The organism is Streptomyces sp. NPDC111802, assembly GCF_055634335.1.
In genome coordinates, this window is record NZ_JBVKCZ010000024.1 from 92,516 (window position 1) to 111,207 (window position 18,692).

An 18,692-nucleotide genomic window follows, 5' to 3' on the forward strand; every position below is an offset into this window, starting at 1 on the left:
ATGGCCTGGTTGCACAAGAGCCGCGGGACCGAGTGCGAGACCTTCAGGGAGGAGCGCAGCCCCAACGCCTACAGTCTGCTGCCCTGGCTGCTGATGGGCATGGGCGCCTTCTCCAACCTGTTCCAGGGGGAGACCCAGGAGCCGTGGATCGGCGGGCTCGGGCTGCTCACCTTCAACTCGCTCTACATCTACGTGTCGTTCCGCTCCTTCGTGAAGGAGAAGCGGGAGGAGACCTCGACCCGGGTGGCACTGGTGCTGCTGGGCCTGGTCACCTGCGCGCTGGCGCTGGCGTACGGCGGCAACTGGCTGCTGTTCTTCCCGCTGCTCGGGCTGGCCACGGGCGCGGCCGTGCGGATGCCGCAGCTGCGCCCGGCCGGTCTGCTCGTGGGTGTGCTGGCCGGGGCCGTCTCGGTGGCCCACGACGGGTGGGGCGGCCTCGACATCGCGTACGCCACCTGGATCTCGACGATGGTGACGGCGGCGATCCTGTCCCTGTCGGAGGCGGTACGGCAGCTGCGCACGGCCCGCGAGGAGCTGGCCCGGCGTGCCGTGGAGGAGGAACGTCTGCGCTTCTCCCGGGATCTGCACGACCTGCTCGGCCACACGCTGTCGGTGATCGTGGTGAAGTCGGAGGCGGCGCGGCGGCTGGCCGCCGGGGACGTGGCGGCGGCGCAGTCCCAGCTCAACGACATCGAGGCGGTCGGCCGCCAGGCGCTCACGGAGATCCGCGAGGCCGTGACGGGCTACCGGCGGGGCAGCCTGAACACCGAGCTCGACCGCGCCGTCTCGGCGCTGCGGGCGGCCGGCATCGAGCCCGTCGTACGCCGCTCGGGCCCGCCGCTCGTGCCGCAGGCCGAGGTCCTGTTGGGCTGGGTGGTGCGGGAGGCGGTCACGAACGTCGTACGGCACAGCGGCGCGGACCGGTGCGAGCTCGTCCTGTCGGGCAGCGGGGAACGGGTGCGGCTGACGGTGACGGACGACGGGGACACGCACGTCTGCGACCACCCCGAGAGGCCGGCATCGCTCCGCGGCACGGGCCTGATCGGCCTCACGGAACGCCTGACCACGGCCGGCGGCACGCTGACAGCGGGCCCCGGCCCACGCAACGGCTTCGCGGTCACGGCGGAACTGCCGACGGAGTCGAGGGAACCGACACCGGATGCGATGCGGCAACCGGTCGGATAGAGCCACGGAGGCAACCTCAGCGACGCGGGGAACCGCAGGCCGGCCACCGCGGACCCGCCACCGCTGCACCGCTCCGCAAGCCCCGAGCCCTTGGGCGAACCCCCGCCACACCCCGGGTCCACCACGCCCCGCACGACCTACCCTTGGCCCGTGAACGAGATGCCCCGGGACCACCGGCCCGCCAAGTCCATCCGGGTCCTGCTCGCCGAGGACCAGGGCATGATGCGCGGAGCTCTCGCTTTACTGCTCGGGATGGAGCCCGACATCGAGGTCGTGGCCCAGGTGTCGGCCGGGGACGCGATCGTGGACGCCGCTCTCACCAGCCGCCCCGATGTCGCCCTCCTCGACATCGAACTGCCGGGCCTCAGCGGCCTGGACGCGGCTGCCGAGCTGCGCGACCAGGTCCCCGACTGCCGGGTGCTGATCCTGACGACGTTCGGCCGCCCCGGCTATCTGCGCCGGGCCATGGAGGCGGGCGCCGCCGGCTTCCTGGTCAAGGACGGCCCCGTGGAGGAACTGGCCGTCGCCGTCCGCCGCGTGCTGACCGGCGAGACGGTCATCGACCCGGCGCTCGCCGCGGCGGCCCTGAGCGCCGGCCCCAACCCCCTCACCGCCCGCGAACGCGACGCCCTCAACGCCTCGACGGAGGGCGCGACGGTCGCCGACATCGCCGCCAAGCTCCACCTGTCCGAGTCCACGGTCCGCAACTACCTCTCCTCCGCCATCGGCAAGACCGGCACCCGCAACCGGATGGAGGCACTGCGGGAGGCACGGCAGCAGGGGTGGCTGTGAACAGACCGTCCCCTCGGGCCCCAGGCACACGAACGAACAGGCCCGTTTCCCAAGAGAAGGTCAAGAATTCGTTAGTGAGCCAAAGCATCGGAATAGTTGCCCGGGCAGACGGAGTTCGGTGTACACATGACACAAACGACGACTGACCAGCCCCCCGGCAGAGCGACCACGGGCGCCCCCGGCACCTCCGGCGCCGTCGTCCCGGTCCTCGCCTTCGCGGGCATCGTTGTCGCGGTGATGCAGACCCTGCTCGTCCCGGTCATCAAGGACCTGCCGCAGCTGCTGAGCACCGCGCCCAGCAACGCCACCTGGGTCCTGACCTCCACCCTGCTCTCCGGCGCCGTGGCCACCCCGATCATGGGCCGCCTCGGTGACCTGTACGGCAAGCGGCGCATGCTGATCCTCAGCCTCGGGGTGATGGTGGCCGGCGCGCTCGTCAGCGCCCTCAGCAGCACGCTGCTCCCGATGATCGTCGGCCGTACCCTCCAGGGCTTCGCGATGGGCGCGATCCCGCTCGGCATCGGCCTGATGCGCGACATGCTGCCCCGCGAGAAGCTCGGCTCGGCGATGGCCCTGATGAGCTCCTCGATCGGCGTCGGCGGCGGTCTCGCACTGCCCGCCGCGGCCCTGGTCGCCCAGCACGCCGACTGGCACGCCCTGTTCTACGGCGCCGCAGGCCTCGGCGTCCTCTCCATCGTCCTCACCCTTCTCGTCGTACCGGAGTCCAAGGTCCGCGCGGAAGGCACCTTCGACCTCCTCGGCGCGCTCGGCCTGTCCGCCGGACTCGTCCTCTTCCTCCTCCCGATCACCAAGGGCAGCGACTGGGGCTGGACGTCGGCCACCACGCTCGGCATGTTCGCCGCCTCGGCGGTCGTCCTCCTCCTGTGGGGCGTCTACGAACTGCGCACCAAGGCCCCCCTCGTCGACCTGCGCACCACGGCCCGCCCGGCCGTCCTCTTCACCAACCTCGCCTCGATCATGGTCGGCGTCAGCTTCTACGTAGTCTCCCTGGTCCTCCCGCAGCTGCTCCAGCTCCCCAAGGAGACCGGCTACGGCCTCGGCCAGTCGATGGTCGTCGCCGGCCTGCTCGTCGCCCCGCTCGGCCTGACGATGATGGTCACCGCCCCGGTCTACGCCCGGCTCTCGGCGAAGTACGGCCCCAAGACCACCCTGATCCTCGGCATGCTGATCATCGCGATCGGCTACGGCGCCGGCCTCGGCCTGATGAGCGCCCCCTGGCAGAGCCTCGTGATCTCGGTGGTCCTCGGCGCGGGCATCGGCCTCGCCTACTCCTCCCTCCCCGCCCTGATCGTCGGCGCGGTCCCCGCCTCGGAGACGGGCGCGGCGAACGGCCTCAACACCCTGATGCGTTCCATCGGTACGTCGGTCTCCAGCGCCGTCATCGGCATGGTGCTGGCCAACACCGCGAACAACGTCGGCGGCGTCGCGATCCCGACCATGCACGGCTTCCGCGTCTCCTTCCTGATCGCCACCGCCGCGGTCGCCGTAGGCCTCCTCCTGGCCCTCTTCCTCCCGAAGCAGCGCCCGGCCTCCGCTCACCCGCAGCTGCGCGCCAGCAGCGAGGAGGACGCCAACCTGGCACGCGCCGAGGAGGCACTGCGTGGCTTCCGAGGCCGGGTCGTCGACGCCGAGGGCAGCCCGGTGGCCCGCGCCAAGGTCACCCTGATCGACCGCCGGGGACGCCAGGCCGGCGCCACCCTCTCCGCGGACGACGGCAGCTACGCCCTCGCCGTCCCCGCCCAGGGCGCCTACGTACTGGCCGCCCGAGCCGACGGCCACGCCCCGCTCGCCTCGTCCGCCACGCACGCCGGCGACGACAGCACGGTGGCCGTGGACCTGGCGCTACCGGGGCAGACGGTCACCGCCTGAGCTCCCCGCCGCCCCCCACCCCCCGTCGTCCACATGACGGGGGGTGTGGTGCACGATGGGCGCCCATACGGCCGTACGCAGGACACTCACGTACGACGGGACACACCCGCACAACCGGAAGGACCCCCATGGCCCCGGCCGCCAAGCCCGAGATCCTGGCCGCGTTCGAGGCGGCGAAGGGGTTCATGCCGACCGGCGAGGGCCTGGCCCTGTACTCGGCGGCCGTCGAGGCCGGACGGCTCGGACTGCCGCTCCTGGAGGTCGGCACCTACTGCGGCCGCTCCACGATCCTGCTCGCCGACGCCGCCCGCGAGGCCGGGGTGACCGCCCTCACGGTCGACCACCACCGCGGCAGCGAGGAGCAGCAGCCGGGGTGGGAGTACCACGACCCGGAGACGGTCGACCCCGAGCTGGGTCTGATGGACACCCTGCCGACGTTCCGCCGCACGCTGCACCGGGCGGGCCTGGAGGACCATGTGATCGCCCTGGTCGGCCGCTCACCCCAGGTGGCCAAGGTCTGGGGCGCCCCCCTCGCCCTGGTCTTCATCGACGGCGGCCACACCGACGAGCACGCGAGCGCCGACTACGAGGGCTGGGCGCCGCATGTGGCCGACGGCGGGCTGCTGGTCATCCACGACGTGTTCCCCGACCCTAAGGACGAGTTCACCGGCCAGGCCCCGTACCGCGTCTACCTCCGGGCACTGGAGTCCGGCGCGTTCACGGAGGTGTCGGTGACGGGCTCGCTGCGGGTGCTGAAGCGGACGGGCACAGGAATCTGAACTCCGGCGCGGCTCGGCCGTGGCCTTCCCGCGCAGGCCGCGGTCGGCCCGTAAGGTGGCAGGCGTGTCGTACGTAGGTCCGGACTTCGATCCTCCCCAGCCCCGCCGCAGCCGCCGCCGAGCCCTGACCGTCGCGTTCGCCGCGCTGGTGCCCGGGGCGCTGCTCGGATGGGTGATGTACGAGGCGGTGGGCGGCGACGGAGGTGGCGCCGGCAACGCCGCCGTACGGCCGTCGGGGGCACCGTCGAATTCAGCGCCGACGATCTCCGCCACGAACAACGACAAGCCGCCGGGCCCCACCCCGACGACGGACGCCACCTCCGGCTCCCTCAAGGGCAAGGTCGTCGTCATCGACCCGGGTCACAACCCGAACAACTTCCAGCACACGGCCGAAATCAACCGCAAGGTGAACATCGGCACGAACTGGAAGGAGTGCGACACCACAGGGACGTCCACCAACGACGGCTACTCCGAGGCCGAGTTCACGCTGGACGTCGCCCACCGCATGCGCACGCTGCTGCGCAAGCAGGGCGCCACGGTCAAGTTCACCCAGGACGGGGACCGTTCCTGGGGTCCCTGCGTCGACGAGCGGGCCGAGATCGGCAACAAGGCGCACGCCGACGCCGTCGTCTCCCTCCACGCCGACGGCGCGGACGCCGGCCAACGCGGCTTCCACGTCATCCTCCCCGCCAAGGTGAACGAGGGCGCCGCGAACACCGCCCCCATCGTCACCCCCTCCCGCGACCTCGGCGAGCGCATCGCCGGTTCCTTCGTCCGCGTCACGGGCAGCGCCCCCTCCAACTACGTCGGCGACGGCACCGGCCTGGTCACGCGTAAGGACCTCGGCGGTCTCAATCTGTCAACGGTTCCCAAGGTGTTCATCGAGTGCGGCAACATGCGCGATAGCAAGGACGCGGCACTGCTCACCAGCGGGGCGTGGCGGCAGAAGGCGGCGCAAGGGATCTCTGAGGGAATCGTGAGTTTCCTGCGGGGGTAGTGGTCCACGGGCTGATCCCGGCGGACACCCTCGTCGGTCGGACGATAAGGTCGTCCTACGATGAGGGGCCACCCCCGCGCTTCACACCGGGGCCTGACGGCGACATGGTGACAGCGACGCCTCCAGCGATGCCGACGACGAGACGATTGACAAGGACCTGAAGTGAATATCCGCTCCCTCACTCGAGGCGACGGCGTGGTGATCGGAGCAGCGGTATTGCTGTTCATCGCGTCGTTCCTCCAGCTCTACTCCGCCTCTGGGTTCAACGTTGACATCAACGGGTGGGAAAACCTCGGAGTCGGCTTCGGCACCTACCTGGGCGGGGTCATCGGCGCTGCCCTGATCGTTGTCAACCGCATCCTGCCCCAGCCGCGCAAGGTCGCCGGGCTGGACCTCGGGACCGTCGGTGTGGCATTCACGATTCTCTCCGCGTGGAGCATGTTCTGGACCCTGGTGGACGTTCCGGAGGGCGGCAGCGCCGCCGCCGGGCTGATCCTGGGCTTCATCGCCGCTCTTGTCCTCGCCGCCGGCGCCATCGCCACCCCCCTCGTCCCCGCCCTCCAGGCCGCTCTCCTCCCGGCCCCCCGCCCCGCGGCTCCCCAGCCCTACGGCGGGCAGCCGCAGGCTGGTTACGGATATCCGGGTGCCCAGCAGTCGCAGGCGCAGCCGGGGCAGCAGCCCTACGGTGGGCAGCCGCAGCCGGGGCAGCCTTTCGGGGGTGGGCAGCCGCAGGCTCCCGCGCCGGCGCCCGCGGGGGACTTCTCGCCCTTCTGGTTCGCCGTGCCCGTGCCGCGGCCGCTGTTCGCGGAGGACGGTTCGCCGACGCCGATCGCCGAACTGGCGCCGGGCACCTGGTACTTGGCCGTCGAGCAGCGTGGTGCGGCCCTGGTCGCGCAGACGCAGGACGGTCGGCGTGGTGTGCTTCAGGACACCTCGGGTATTCAGCGCGGCTGAGCCGTAAGGCAAGTCGTACGACGGCCCCTCACCCTTCCCGGTGAGGGGCCGTTGTCGTACAGTCGCCCTCCGGCTGACAGGCTGTAAGTCTGATACACCGTCAGGAGGGGGCAGGCGTATGCGGCTCGGGCTCGCACTCGGCTACTGGGGGCGCGGCCCCTCCCCGGATCACGTACCGCTCGCCCAGGAGGCCGAGCGGCTCGGCTACGACTCCGCGTGGACCGCCGAGTCCTGGGGTTCCGACGCCTTCACCGCGCTCACCTGGATCGCCGCGCGGACGTCAAGGATCAAGCTCGGTACGGCCGTTGCGCAGATGGCCGCCCGCTCCCCCACGACCACCGCCATGCATGCCCTCACTCTCGATCATCTCTCCGGCGGGCGCATGATGCTCGGGCTCGGGCTGTCCGGGCCGCAGGTGGTGGAGGGGTGGTACGGGCGGCCGTTCCCGAAGTCGCCGCTCACGGCGACCAGGGAGTACGTCGATGTCGTACGGCAAGTGCTGCGGCGCGAGGCGCCGGTGGCGCTGGAGGGGCGGTTCCACTCCCATCCGTACCGTGGGGCGGACGGCACCGGGCTCGGCAAGGCCCTCAAGCCGATCACCCATCCCCTCCGCCCCGACCTGCCCGTCCTCCTCGGCGCCGAGGGCCCCAAGAACGTCGCCCAGACCATCCGTATCGCCGAGGGCTGGCTGCCGTTGTACTGGTCGCCGAACCGGCCCGAGGTGTACGGGGAGGCGATCTCCGAGATTCCCGACGGCTTCCTCGTCGCGCCCATGGCCCGCGTCCAGGTCTGCGATGACGTGAAGGAAGGGCTTCTCCCCGTCAAGACCATGCTCGGTTTCTACATCGGCGGCATGGGGCACGCCGCCCGCAACTTCCACGCCGATCTCATGGCGCGCATGGGGTACGAGGCGGAGGCACGGCGGATTCAGGAGCTGTTTCTCGGCGGCCGTAAGGAGGAGGCCGTCCTGGCCGTGCCCGATGCCTTCGCCGATGAGATCTCGCTCGTCGGGCCGCGTGAACGCATCGCCGAGCGGCTGGAGTCGTGGCGGAAGGGGCCGGTGACGGATCTGCTCGCGCTGGCGCCGGACCGGGAGTCGTTGCGGGTGTTGGCGGAGCTCAACGCATAGGCGCGGGACGGGTGTTCAGGACTGGAAGATGGCGACCGGGTCCAGGGTCAGTTCGGCCGTCCGGTCGTTCCATGAGCGCACCAGGCCCAGGCAGGTGGCGGGGAACTTCTCGTCCTCCGAGTAGTTGTCGACCGGGAACCTCCTGCGGACCCAGGGCCGTTCGCAGGTGATCTTCACACACGCGGCCGTCTCACCGGTGCCGTAGCGGGCGCGCAGCACGAAGTCGTCGCGGTCGGTGCCGCGGACCGTGAAGAGGCCGGAGACCGAGATGTAGGTACCGCCCCTGACGTCCGTCAGCGCCACCCCGTCCGTGGCGGCGGTGTCCCGCAGTTCGTCGGCGAGGGCCGCGGTGAGGGCGATCCGCTCCTTGACGAGGTCGGCGTCCACCACCCTGTCCTGCTCCCACAGCCTGTCCATGATCAGGCTGATGGTCTTCATCGGCGTGTTGACGTCCTTGCGCTCGGTCTTGGTCGAGGAGCCTCCGGACTGCTCCAGTTTGGCGCCGGCGCCGGCAACCGTGCCGGTCACTCCTGCGCCGCGCGAGACATTGACCTCCTGGGAGACCTGGACGTCGGACCTCGGTATGTGGAGGAGGTCCGCCACGTCCTTGACCTCCTCCTCGTCCAGGTAGAAGCACCTGCCGGAGACCGCGTGCCCGGGTTTGTTCCTCCTGCGCCAGGCCTTCACCAAGCGCCCCGCCCCGTACCGGAGCACGACGCCGCAGCAGGCCGCCGTCGCGAGCCAGAGGACCATCCCCGGCCAGCGCATGCTCCACCACTGACTGTCAATGACACCCACGGATCTCCTTGAACGCGTCGGGGAGTGAGGAAAGGCCGGCGTCGACCATGCGGCCGCCGGTCGCGTCGGCGGCCTTCTCCAGCGCCGCCGCGTCGGCCTCCCCGAAGTGCACGGGGAAGGTGAGTACTTGGCGGGCATCCGCGCCGAGACGGTCGTACCGGCGCAGGAACTCCTCGTACGGGATTCCCGCGTTGCTCTCGCCGTCCGTCATCAGCACGATGGCGACGGGCCGTTCGGGCGCCTCCCGGACGGCGTCGGCGGCGATGCGGTAGCCGCGGTCGAGGGCCGACCAGACGGCGGTGGAGTCGTCGAAGGAGTCGGCGGCGACGACCTTGCCGAGGGTGCGCAGGTCGCGGTCGCCGCGCACGGTGACCGTGCGCTCCTGGAGGACCCGCCCGCCGAAGCGTACGACGGTGAGGTGCTCGCCCCGGTAGAAGCGGGCGAACTTGCCGGTGGAGGACGCGTCGGCGCCGCTGAGGCCTGCGAAGGCGGCGCGCAGGCCGGCGATCCGCTCGCCGCGCATGGAGCCGGAGAAGTCGAGCAGGAACACCACCTGGTCGGTGGTGGCGCTCGCGGGATCACCGTAGTCGGCGACCAGTTGCTCCACTATGGACAGCCGGTCGGGGAAGGACAGGGCGTTGCCGACCGACTCGCGCAGGGGCTCGGACGGGGTGACGTCCTGGTTGACCGGGCGGCGCCAGGTGCGCTGCATCAGCTTGCGCTGTACGTCGTCCCGCAGCAGCCAGTCGACGACCTCGCGGTACGCGGTGCGTTCGCCGGGGTCGAGCAGGAGGAGCGGGAAGTCGGACAGCACCATGCCGTCGTCGGGATGGACGATCCGCAGGGGCTCGCGCAGCTTCTTGCTCGCGTTGAGGGACAGCAGCTCCGACTCGTGGGCGATCAGCGCGTTGGCCTCGCCCTGATGGCCGGTGTACGTCGCGATGAGCTCCCGTGAGCTGGCGCCGGTGAGGGTCTGTCCGGAGCGGAAGCCGCGCAACCGGTCGCAGGAGACGTCCTGTTCGCGCAGTGCGCTGCCGGTGCCGGCGGCCGCGGTGGCGACGCCGACGAGGGCGGCGCGTCCGGTGTCGCTGCTGCGCGGATCGGCCATTCCGAACCGTACGGTGCCGTCGGCCGCGGCGTCCGCGATGTCCGCCCACGACAGCCGTCCGTCCGGCGCCTCGGCCCGCAGGGTGTCGGCGACCTCGGGGGTGAGGCCGATCACGACGGGTGAGCGCATGATCGGGGTCGATTCGGGCCGTGCCGTCCGCCGGTCCTCGTCCAGGAGCCGCAGCAGGAAGGAGCGGTCGGAGACCGGCCAGGCCAGGTCGTACGACGAGCTCCGGGCGCCGGACAGGTCGGCTGTCGCCCGGTAGTCCATGTCCAGCTGGACTCCGGTGTCGTCCTTCAGCTCGTCCAGCAGGGGTTCCAGGTCGGCGAGTTCCGGGCTGGCGAGGACCCGCAGGGTGACGTCCTCGTTCCCTTGGGTGCAGGAGGTGAGGGCGGCGAGCAGGGTCAGGGTCAGACAGGCGGTGAGGGTGCGGGCGTAGCGCTTCATGGGGCGTCCAGCACGGGTGGCGGGCAGGAGCCCACGGAGTTGATGATCTCCTGGAGGACGTCCAGGTCGGGCTCGTACACCTTGGTCTCGTCGCGGTTGGGCCTCGGCACCTGGATGCCGCGTGTGCCCAGGTACTCGTTGAGCTGGTCGCTGCTTCCGTCCTCGCCGGAGAAGCGGACGCGGAAGCCCAACTCGATGGCCCGCTGGCGTAGTTCGGGGTCGTTCTCGATGACCCGGACCAGTCGGTCGCCCTTGTCGCTGAGGGAGATGAGCTGGGGCTCGGTGAGGGCGTAGGGGGTGGGGTAGAGCAGGACGCGGTCGGTGTCCTGCCTGCTGTACTTCTGCTCGTACTCGATCTGGTGGGTCAGGTACTGGTGCTCGTAGATCAGGGAGATGGGCGCGATGCTCTCGCCGAGGTCGGAGAGGTAGCTGTCGGCCTGTTCGTCGGCCCACATGCCCTGGAGGTCAATCAGGGGTTTGATCTTCGCGGCGACCCGCTCGGCCTGCTCCATCGCCTTGCCCTCGTCTCCCGCGCCGGCGCCGGGTGTGCTGTCGCCGTTCGCCACGAACGCGAGGATGCTGAGGTAGGTGCCCGCGGAGTTGGACTCGCAGACGCTGGAGGTGCGGACCAGGATCCGGCCGCTGTTGCTGCGTCCGCCGGCCCGGTCGAAGCCGATGCCGTTCCAGGTGTCGGCGCGCTCCTCGATGCCGTCCTCGTCCTGGTCGCCCATGGCCTTCCGCTCTCCGGTGCGGCCGTCGAGCAGGTCCATGAACTTGCGCATGTCGAGGTCGTAGTAGAGCGTCCTGCCGCCGTCGGTCGTGGGCTGCGCGGCGGCCACGCCCACCTTCTCCAGGGTCTCGGCGTAGGCCCGGAACGTGCCGAGCACCAGCGGCGTCACGAAGGGACGGACCGAACGGACCGAGTGGTCCTGCCGGTTGAGGATCTGCTTGGCCGCGGGCTGGCCGGACGGGAAGACCGCGTCCATGCCCTTCAGGGACTGGGTGGCGATGCCTCGGGAGCCGAGCCGGTGGATGTCGACGCGCAGACCGTGCTTCAGCAACAGCCGCTGCACCTCGGGGTCTTTGAAGTAGTCGGACTTGGAGGCCATCCTGGCCTCGATCGTGGTGATGCGGTCGAACGGGCGCAGCGCGTTGCCCGTGACCAGCAGGGCGATCAGGCCCGCCAGCGCGAGCGGAAAGGCCACCAGGACATGGCTCGGTAAGCGGGTGCGGGGGCGGTCCCTGTCGCGGGTGCGCAGTCGTGGTTCCTGCGCGGTGCGTGGTCTGTCCGCTTCGGATGTGGCGTGCGGTCTGTCTGCTTCGGACACCGGCTCTCCTGCCCTCTCCGGGAGCAGGATCGTCGGTGATCATCTTTACCGGTGAACGACCCTGCGGGGAACACCAGTTGAACGTAGTGACCCGTTCGGGCATCGGTGCAGCGGGTTTGAGTCACACCGTCAGGGCTACCCGCAGGGGCATGTCCCCTCGATATCGCAACGGTGCCAATCAGGCCGGCACGGTCATAGCGATCGTCGCCGATGTCATGGCCCTCATTCTGGGCCTGTGGATCTTGATGTACGTGCTGGACGCCAATCGGGCTAACGATTTCGTCCAGTTCATCCAAGACGCGGCCCGCTGGCTGGCGGGTTGGTCGTACGACCTGTTCACGTTCGACGAGGAGTGGGCGAGGGTCGTGGCAGGGTACGGCTTGGCTGCGGTGGTCTACCTGTTCGTGGGCCACGCGATTGCCAACCGGGTCCACCGCCACTGACCCGCCCCACACACGCCCCCATAGCGCTCAGCCGCAGCAGTCCGGGTCCAGTCCGGTCGGCAGCCGGTCCCCACCGAACACCGCACACGTCGCCTCGTGCCCACCCAGCGCGGCGACGGCCAGAAGCAGCGATCCGGCCGTCCAAGTGGTCAGTTCGCGCGGCCAGATGGCGTCGTCCTCGAAGACGAACCCCGTCCAGTACAACCCGCTCTCGGGGTCCCGCAGATGCTGGATGGACTGGAGAATCCCGAGTGCCCGGTCCGACTCGCCCATCGCCCACAGCGCGAGGGCGAGTTCGGCCGACTCCCCGCCCGTCACCCACGGGTTCGGCACGACACACCGCACCCCGAGCCCGGGTACGACGAAGCGGTCCCAGCCTTCCTCCATACGGGACTTGGCCTCGGCACCGGTCAACGCCCCGCCCAGCACCGGGTAGTACCAGTCCATCGAGTACCGGTCCTTGTCCAGGAACCGCTCCGGATGCCGGCGTATCGCATGCCGCAGGGCCCCGGCCGCCAACTCCCAGTCCGGCTGCGGCTCTTCGCGCTGCTCGGCGATGGCGAGCGCGCAGCGCAGCGCGTGATGGATCGAGGAGCTGCCGGTCAGCAGCGCGTCCGCGGTAGCCGTGCCGTCGTCGTCGCGCCGCCAGCCGATCTGCCCGCCCGGCTGCTGGAGCTTCAGGACGAACTCGATCGCGGCGTAGACGGACGGCCACATGCGGTCGAGGAACGTGTCGTCGCCGGTGGAGAGGTAGTGGTGCCAGACGCCTACGGCTATGTAGGCGACGAAGTTGGTCTCGCGGCCGGTGTCGGTGACGTCGTCGAAGGCGCCGTCCGCGTAGGCGGCGTACCAGGATCCGTCCTCGTTCTGGTGGGTCGCCAGCCAGGTGTACGCCCGCTCGGCGGCCGCGTGTTCACCGGCCGTGTCCAGCGCCATCGCCGCCTCGACATGGTCCCACGGGTCGAGGTGGTGCCCGCGGAACCACGGGATCGCCCCGTCCTCCCGCTGTACGGCGAGGATCCCCGCCACGGTCGCGGCGGCCTGCTCGGCGGTGAGGACCCCGGGCAGGACGAGGTGTTCTGTCCGGGGAGTGGTCACTTGGTGGCCGCCTCGGTGCCGGAGATGTGGGGCAGGTGGGGCAGGTGGGGCTTGGTCGCGTACGCCACGAAGCTCTTGCCGATCAGCGGGTTCAGCGCCTGCTCGGCGACCCGGGTGGCCAGCGGTTTCTTCATGATGTCCCAGACCAGCAGCTTGTGGTACGCCCGCACCGGCAGCGCCTTGTCGTTGTCGACGCCGAACGCGCACTTCAGCCACCAGTACGGGGAGTGCAGGGCGTGCGCGTGGTGGGTGCCGTACGGCTTGAGGCCGGCCTCGCGGATCTTCGCGAGCAGCTCGTCCGCCTTGTAGATGCGGATGTGGCCGCCCTCGACCTCGTGGTACGCGTCGGACAGCGTCCAGCAGACCTTCTCGGGGCCGTAGCGGGGAACGGTGATGGCGATCCGCCCACCCGGCTTGAGCACCCGCACCATCTCGGCGAGTACGCCCTTGTCGTCCGGGATGTGCTCCATGACCTCGGAGATGATCACGACGTCGAAGGACTCGTCGGGGAAGGGGAGGGCGAGCGCGTCGCCCTCCATGGCCGTGGCGGACGCGCCCTCAGGAGCTTCCCCCGCTTCCTTCATCGCCGCGAACCACTTCGCGACCTCGCGGATCTCCTCACCGTTCTGGTCCAGCGCGACGACCTGGGCACCACGCCGATAGCACTCGAACGCGTGCCGTCCGGCACCGCAGCCGAGGTCCAGGACACGGTCGCCCGGGGCGAGCGGGAACCGGGAGAAGTCGACGGTCAGCACGTGGCCCTGCTTTCGCGGTCGGAAGGGTGGGGGTGGGGGGAGTCGCCGGAGGGGGTGGTGTAGGTGGGGCGGCTGGAGGGGGTGGGGTGGGTAGGCGTGTGTACGGCGGTCATTGAGCGCCCTCGGTCACACGCGCGGCTTGGCCGGCTGTGGCGGCTTCGGTCACGCGCGCGGCTTCGCCGACGCTCGGGGCTTCGGTCACGCGCGTGGCCTCGCCGACGCTCGCGGCTTCGGTCACACGTGTGGCCTCGCCGACGCTCGCGGCTTCGGTCACACGTGTGGCCTCGCCGACGCTCGGGGCTTCGGTCACGCGTGTGGCCTCGCCGACCCTGGCGGCTTCGGTCACAGGCACGGCGTCGCCCGCCGAGGCGGCCTCTGTCACGCGCACGGCTTCGCCGGCCTTCGGGGCGACCTCGGTAACCGTCGCGGCCTCGGCCCCCTTTGCCGGTTCGGCATCCGAAGCGGCCGCGGAGCGGCGGGGTGTTCGGGGCGCGGCGCGGTCAATACCTGTTGCCGCGGAGCGGCTGTTGCTCGGCGCCGCGGAGCTGTCAGTGTCCTGGGCCGCGGAGCGGGGGGTGTCCAGGCCCGCGGAGCGGCTGTTGCTCGGGGCCACGGAGCGGCTGGTGTCCAGGCCCGCGGAGCGGCTGTTGCTCGGGGCCACGGAGCGGCTGGTGTCCAGGCCCGCGGAGCGGCTGTTGCTCGGGGCCACGGAGCGGGTGGTGTCCAGGCCCGCGGAGCGGCTGTTGCTCGGGGCCACGGAGCGGCTGGTGTCCAGGCCCGCAGAGCGGCTGTTGCTCGGGGCCACGGAGCGGCTGGTGTCCGGGCCCGCGGAGCGGTCGGTGTCGTGGCCCGCGGAGCGGGCTATTGCCTCGCGGTAGCGGGACACCGTGCCCTCCGCCGCCTTCGCCCAGGTGAAGTGCCGTAGAACCCGCTCACGCCCGGCCACTCCCAGCCGCTCGCGCAGTTCCGCGTCGCCGAGCAGTCGGCCCAGCCCAGCGGCCAGCGCCCCCGCGTCGCCCGGCGGCACCGCCAGACATGTCTCGCCGTCCCGCCCGGCGACCTCGGGAATCGCCCCGCCGGTCGTGGCGACGAGCGGCGTCCCCGTGGCCATGGCCTCCGCGGCCGGCAGGGAGAAGCCCTCGTACAGCGACGGCACGCACGCGACCTGCGCGGAGCGGACCAGGTCCACGAGCTCCGCGTCGGAGATGCCCTTGGCGAACTCGACGGCGCCTTCGAGGCCGTACCGTTCCATCGCCTGCGCGACCGGCCCCTCGTCGGGCCGCTTGCCGACGACGACGAGATGGGCGTCGGGGTGCTCGGTGCGGACCTTGGCGAGCGCCTCGACGAGGAAGACCAGGCCCTTGAGCGGGACATCGGCGCTGGAGGTCGTGACGATCCGGCCCGGGACCTGCCGTACCGAAGGATCCGGCGAGAACAGGTCGGTGTCCGCGCCGATGTGCACGACGTGGATACGGTCCTGCCGTACGCCGAGATGCTCGACGATCTCCTGGCGCGAGGTACCGGAGACGGTGAGCACGGACGGCAGACGGCGCGCCACGCGCTTCTGCATGCGCGTGAAGGCGTACCAGCGCCGCACCGACATCCGCCGCCGCCAGCCGTCCGCCGCGTCCAGCTCCAACTGGCGGTCCACGGTGATGGGGTGGTGGATCGTGGTGACGAGGGGTGCGCCCACGTCGCCCAACAGCCCGTATCCCAGGGTCTGGTTGTCGTGCACGACGTCGAACTCGCCGCGCCGGGCGCGCAGCAGGCGGCGGGCACGCAGCGAGAAGGTCAGCGGCTCGGGGAACCCGCCGGTCCACATGGTCCCCACTTCGAGCGCATCGACCCAGTCGCGGTACTCGTCGCGTCCCGGGGTGCGGAAGGGGTCGGGCTGGCGGTAGAGGTCGAGGCTGGGGAGCTCGGTGAGGGTCAGGCGCTCGGCGTGGTCGGCTCCCTCGTCGAGGACGGGGTAGGGCTGGGAGCCGATGACCTCGACGCGGTGGCCGAGGCGGGCCAGTTCGCGGGAGAGGTGCCGTACGTAGACACCTTGGCCGCCGCAGAACGGGTTCCCTTTATAGGTGAGAAGCGCGATGTCGAGCGGTCGCTCGCCGTCGGCGGCAAGGTCCTTGGGGGACCCGGCCTCCCTGGCCCCAGCGGTCACTCCGGACCCCCTTCTCCCTGCAATGTCCCGCGAGATTACGCCGGGACGCTAATCTAGAACAAGTTTCAGACTTGATCGTTCAAGAGGCTCTGAATCTACCGGCAGGTAGCGCCGCTGTGAGCGATGGATCAGGTGATTCACGCCACGGCCGACACCCTGGCATGCTCTGTCCGGTCACTCACCCTCACCGACTGTCACGGACGGGATCCATGCCTGCGGAAGTCAGTAGCGCGAGCCCCTCCTCACCGCCTCTCACCGAGCGGCAGGAGGCCCGCCGCCGACGCATCCTGCACGCCAGCGCGCAGCTCGCCAGCCGGGGGGGCTTCGACGCCGTGCAGATGCGCGAGGTCGCGGAGTCCTCGCAGGTGGCGCTCGGCACGCTGTACCGCTACTTCCCGTCCAAGGTGCATCTGCTGGTCGCCACGATGCAGGACCAGCTGGAGCACATGCACGGCACGCTGCGAAAGAAGCCACCGCAGGGCGACACGGCGGCGCAGCGGGTCGCGGAGACTCTGATGCGGGCCTTTCGCGCATTGCAGCGCGAGCCGCATCTGGCCGACGCGATGGTCCGCGCCCTGACCTTCGCCGACCGCAGCGTCTCCCCCGAGGTCGACCAGGTCTCCCGCCAGACCACGGTGATCATCCTGGACGCGATGGGCCTGGAGAACCCGACGCCCGAGCAGCTCTCCGCCGTCCGCGTCATCGAGCACACCTGGCACTCGGCGCTGATCACCTGGCTGTCGGGCCGTGCCTCGATCGCCCAGGTGAAGATCGACATCGAGACGGTCTGCCGTCTGATCGACCTGACGAACCCGGAAGGGCACAAGCCGGAAGGGCACAAGTAGGACCTACGAGACGGGTTCCCTTCGCCGGTATTGTCCGGATCAGGTTCTGGGGGTCGCCTTCCGGTCTTCCGACCTCTCGGTCTTCCGACTTTCCGGCCTCTCAGCCCGGACCGTCGATGTCGGCCCCAGCGGAAGCCGTGTGCCTCTCGCCAGAGTCGGCTACTCCGGTTCGAACTCCCTCACTCGTCCCGTAGGCCGATTTCCAGAATAGAACTCCCGTCCGGAAATAGAACCCCTCAAAAGGTAATTTTTCGGGCGCTACTCCTCCGGTGGAAACACCGGCTCCCCACTCCCCAGCAGCGTGATCACGATCGCCTCCACCGGGCAGCTCTCCGCCGCCGCGAGGATCCGCTCGTTCGCGTCGCCCTCCGGGTCGGCCGGATGGGACTGGCGGCCGGTGTCCAGGCGGAATCCGTCGGGGGCATGGTGGACGCACTGGGCCGAGCCGATGCACACCGACCGGTCGACCTCGACGTGCCAGCGGTCACCCATCCCCTACGCCTCCCAGCCGGCCGGCAGGTGGATCATCTTGTGCTCCAGATACTCCCCGTACCCCTCGGGCCCGAACTCCCTCCCCAGCCCTGAGTTCTTGTAGCCGCCGAACGGGCCCAGCATGTCCAGGCTGAAGGTGTTCACCGAGTAGGTGCCGGTACGGACCTGCCGTGCGACGTCGATGCCGTGCGCGGTGTCGGCCGTCCAGACGCTGCCGCTGAGGCCGTAGTCGGAGTCGTTCGCGATCTTCACGGCCTCGGACTCGTCGCCGTAGGGAAGGAGACAGATCACCGGTCCGAAGATCTCCTCGCGAGCGATCCGCATTGAGTTGTCGACGTCGCCGAAGAGGGTCGGCTCGACGTACCAGCCCCGGTCGAGGCCCGGCGGGCGCCCACCGCCGGTGAGGATCTTCGCGCCCTCCTCCTGGCCGATCCGGATGTAGTCGAGGTTCCTGCGCTGCTGCCGCTCCGCCACCAGCGGGCCGACCTGGGTCGCCGGGTCCAGCGGGTCGCCGACCACCAGGGCGCCGGCCGCGGCGGCGAAGGCCTCGGCGAACTCGTCGTAGCGCGAGCGCGGGAGCAGGATGCGCGTCTGGGCCACGCACGCCTGGCCGTTGTTCATCCAGGCGGCCGGGACGACACCGGCGACGGTCGCCTCAACGTCCGCGTCCGGCAGGACGACCGCCGCCGACTTGCCGCCCAACTCCAGCGTCACACGGGTGAGATTGCGGGCGGCGACTTCCATGACCCGCTTTCCGGCCGCCACCGACCCCGTGAAGGAGACCTTGTCGATGCCCGGGTGCCCGACCAGGTACTCGCTCACCTCGCGGTCCGCCGGAAGGACGGACAGCACGCCCTCCGGCAGCCCGGCGTCCTTCGCGATCTCGGCGAGGAGATAGGCGTCCAGCGGCGATTCGGGCGACGGCTTGAGGATCACCGTGCAGCCGGTGAGCAGGGCGAGCGCGAGCTTGGCGGCGGCGACGAACTGCGGGACGTTCCAGGGGACGACGGCCGCCACGACCCCGACCGGCTCTCGCCGCACGAGGATCTTCCCGAGGACACCGTCGCGCGTCTCCTCGTACGTGAAGTTCCGCGCGACCTTGATCGCCGCGTCCCACACCATCATCGCGCCGAGGGCCTGTGCGAGGACGCTCCAGGAGTACGGGGAGCCGTTCTCGGAGGAGATCACACGGGCGATCTCCTCGTGCCGTACGGCGATCGAGTCCTTGATGCGCGTGACGACCTCGATCCGCTCGTCGAGGCTCATCCGCGGCCAGGGCCCCTCGTCGAACGCCTTCCGCGCCACCGCGACCGCCCGGTCGACATCGGCCGACGAGGCGTGCGGCACGCGTCCGATGACCTCTTCCGTGTGCGGCGAGATCACCTCGATGACGTCCTTGCCCAGGGGGTCGGTCAACTCCCCGCCGATGAACAGCTGTCCGTGTTCCACGAGCTCGGTCATGGCCGACTGCCTCCCCGGAGCGTCACGCTG

17 protein-coding genes are annotated in these 18,692 nt (G+C 70.5%); 9 read left to right on the forward strand and 8 right to left on the reverse strand.

Translation table 11 applies throughout. The features are described 5' to 3' along the window. From ACZ7NC_RS25795 to ACZ7NC_RS25825, 7 genes are all read left to right on the forward strand, one after another. Entirely contained in the window at positions 1–1,185 is a 1,185-nt protein-coding gene (locus ACZ7NC_RS25795; protein WP_471491614.1) for a sensor histidine kinase, read from the forward strand. 159 nt (positions 1,186–1,344) lie between these two features. Further along, entirely contained in the window at positions 1,345–1,977 is a 633-nt protein-coding gene (locus ACZ7NC_RS25800; protein WP_471491718.1) for a response regulator, read from the forward strand. A gap of 126 nt (positions 1,978–2,103) precedes the next feature. After that, on the forward strand, positions 2,104–3,867 hold the full coding sequence (locus tag ACZ7NC_RS25805; protein WP_471491615.1) for an MFS transporter: 1,764 nt from the start codon (positions 2,104–2,106) through the stop codon (positions 3,865–3,867). Between the two features lie 128 nt (positions 3,868–3,995). Then, positions 3,996–4,646, forward strand: a complete 651-nt coding sequence (locus ACZ7NC_RS25810) for a class I SAM-dependent methyltransferase (protein WP_471491617.1) — start codon at positions 3,996–3,998, stop codon at positions 4,644–4,646. Positions 4,647–4,710: 64 nt separating this feature from the next. Then, on the forward strand, positions 4,711–5,643 hold the full coding sequence (locus tag ACZ7NC_RS25815) for an N-acetylmuramoyl-L-alanine amidase (protein ID WP_471491619.1): 933 nt from the start codon (positions 4,711–4,713) through the stop codon (positions 5,641–5,643). Positions 5,644–5,805: 162 nt separating this feature from the next. Continuing rightward, a complete protein-coding gene (locus ACZ7NC_RS25820) occupies positions 5,806–6,597 on the forward strand; it encodes a hypothetical protein (protein WP_471491620.1) in 792 nt (263 codons plus the stop codon). 118 nt (positions 6,598–6,715) lie between these two features. After that, positions 6,716–7,726, forward strand: a complete 1,011-nt coding sequence (locus ACZ7NC_RS25825; RefSeq protein WP_471491622.1) for an LLM class F420-dependent oxidoreductase — start codon at positions 6,716–6,718, stop codon at positions 7,724–7,726. 15 nt (positions 7,727–7,741) lie between these two features. Here ACZ7NC_RS25825 and ACZ7NC_RS25830 read toward each other — a convergent pair whose 3' ends face one another. From ACZ7NC_RS25830 to ACZ7NC_RS25840, 3 genes are read right to left on the reverse strand one after another with little or no spacing between them, the layout of a single operon-like run. After that, on the reverse strand, positions 7,742–8,524 hold the full coding sequence (locus tag ACZ7NC_RS25830) for a hypothetical protein (protein WP_471491624.1): 783 nt from the start codon (positions 8,522–8,524) through the stop codon (positions 7,742–7,744). Next, a complete protein-coding gene (locus ACZ7NC_RS25835) occupies positions 8,511–10,079 on the reverse strand; it encodes a vWA domain-containing protein (protein ID WP_471491626.1) in 1,569 nt (522 codons plus the stop codon). Before ACZ7NC_RS25835 ends, ACZ7NC_RS25830 begins: the two co-directional genes overlap by 14 nt. Further along, positions 10,076–11,407, reverse strand: a complete 1,332-nt coding sequence (locus tag ACZ7NC_RS25840) for a hypothetical protein (RefSeq protein WP_471491627.1) — start codon at positions 11,405–11,407, stop codon at positions 10,076–10,078. Before ACZ7NC_RS25840 ends, ACZ7NC_RS25835 begins: the two co-directional genes overlap by 4 nt. 149 nt (positions 11,408–11,556) lie before the next feature. Between ACZ7NC_RS25840 and ACZ7NC_RS25845 the strand changes: the two genes are divergently transcribed. After that, a complete protein-coding gene (locus ACZ7NC_RS25845; RefSeq protein WP_471491720.1) occupies positions 11,557–11,850 on the forward strand; it encodes a hypothetical protein in 294 nt (97 codons plus the stop codon). 27 nt (positions 11,851–11,877) lie between these two features. Here the strand turns inward: ACZ7NC_RS25845 and ACZ7NC_RS25850 are convergent, their stop codons facing one another. The 3 genes from ACZ7NC_RS25850 to ACZ7NC_RS25860 form a co-directional block, all read right to left on the reverse strand. After that, a complete protein-coding gene (locus tag ACZ7NC_RS25850; RefSeq protein WP_471491629.1) occupies positions 11,878–12,948 on the reverse strand; it encodes a prenyltransferase/squalene oxidase repeat-containing protein in 1,071 nt (356 codons plus the stop codon). Next, the gene (locus ACZ7NC_RS25855; protein WP_471491630.1) at positions 12,945–13,703 is read right to left on the reverse strand and encodes a class I SAM-dependent methyltransferase; all 759 of its coding nucleotides are present in this window, start codon (positions 13,701–13,703) and stop codon (positions 12,945–12,947) included. Before ACZ7NC_RS25855 ends, ACZ7NC_RS25850 begins: the two co-directional genes overlap by 4 nt. Before the next feature lie 109 nt (positions 13,704–13,812). Next, a complete protein-coding gene (locus ACZ7NC_RS25860) occupies positions 13,813–15,864 on the reverse strand; it encodes a glycosyltransferase family 4 protein (RefSeq protein ID WP_471491632.1) in 2,052 nt (683 codons plus the stop codon). A 209-nt stretch (positions 15,865–16,073) separates the two neighbouring features. Between ACZ7NC_RS25860 and ACZ7NC_RS25865 the strand changes: the two genes are divergently transcribed. Next, positions 16,074–16,709 carry a TetR family transcriptional regulator gene (locus tag ACZ7NC_RS25865; protein WP_471491633.1) on the forward strand — a complete coding sequence of 212 codons (636 nt, stop codon included), beginning with the start codon at positions 16,074–16,076 and terminating at the stop codon, positions 16,707–16,709. A 258-nt stretch (positions 16,710–16,967) separates the two neighbouring features. On the opposite strand, the gene ACZ7NC_RS25870 is transcribed toward ACZ7NC_RS25865, so the two are convergent. Both ACZ7NC_RS25870 and ACZ7NC_RS25875 read right to left on the reverse strand, forming a co-directional pair. Then, the gene (locus ACZ7NC_RS25870; protein ID WP_471491635.1) at positions 16,968–17,201 is read right to left on the reverse strand and encodes a ferredoxin; all 234 of its coding nucleotides are present in this window, start codon (positions 17,199–17,201) and stop codon (positions 16,968–16,970) included. Positions 17,202–17,204: 3 nt separating this feature from the next. Further along, entirely contained in the window at positions 17,205–18,662 is a 1,458-nt protein-coding gene (locus ACZ7NC_RS25875) for an aldehyde dehydrogenase (RefSeq protein WP_471491637.1), read from the reverse strand. Positions 18,663–18,692 lie beyond the last annotated feature (30 nt).

Excerpts from the sequence above, each read along its gene's own strand:
- ACZ7NC_RS25795 (WP_471491614.1), top strand. The coding sequence starts at position 1 with ATGGCCTGGTTGCACAAGAGCCGCGGGACCGAGTGCGAGACCTTCAGG.
- ACZ7NC_RS25800 (WP_471491718.1), top strand. The coding sequence starts at position 1,345 with ATGCCCCGGGACCACCGGCCCGCCAAGTCCATCCGGGTCCTGCTCGCC.
- ACZ7NC_RS25805 (WP_471491615.1), top strand. The coding sequence starts at position 2,104 with ATGACACAAACGACGACTGACCAGCCCCCCGGCAGAGCGACCACGGGC.
- ACZ7NC_RS25810 (WP_471491617.1), top strand. The coding sequence starts at position 3,996 with ATGGCCCCGGCCGCCAAGCCCGAGATCCTGGCCGCGTTCGAGGCGGCG.
- ACZ7NC_RS25825 (WP_471491622.1), top strand. The coding sequence starts at position 6,716 with ATGCGGCTCGGGCTCGCACTCGGCTACTGGGGGCGCGGCCCCTCCCCG.
- ACZ7NC_RS25835 (WP_471491626.1), bottom strand. The coding sequence starts at position 10,079 with ATGAAGCGCTACGCCCGCACCCTCACCGCCTGTCTGACCCTGACCCTG.
- ACZ7NC_RS25845 (WP_471491720.1), top strand. The coding sequence starts at position 11,557 with ATGTCCCCTCGATATCGCAACGGTGCCAATCAGGCCGGCACGGTCATA.
- ACZ7NC_RS25865 (WP_471491633.1), top strand. The coding sequence starts at position 16,074 with ATGCCTGCGGAAGTCAGTAGCGCGAGCCCCTCCTCACCGCCTCTCACC.
- ACZ7NC_RS25870 (WP_471491635.1), bottom strand. The coding sequence starts at position 17,201 with ATGGGTGACCGCTGGCACGTCGAGGTCGACCGGTCGGTGTGCATCGGC.
- ACZ7NC_RS25875 (WP_471491637.1), bottom strand. The coding sequence starts at position 18,662 with ATGACCGAGCTCGTGGAACACGGACAGCTGTTCATCGGCGGGGAGTTG.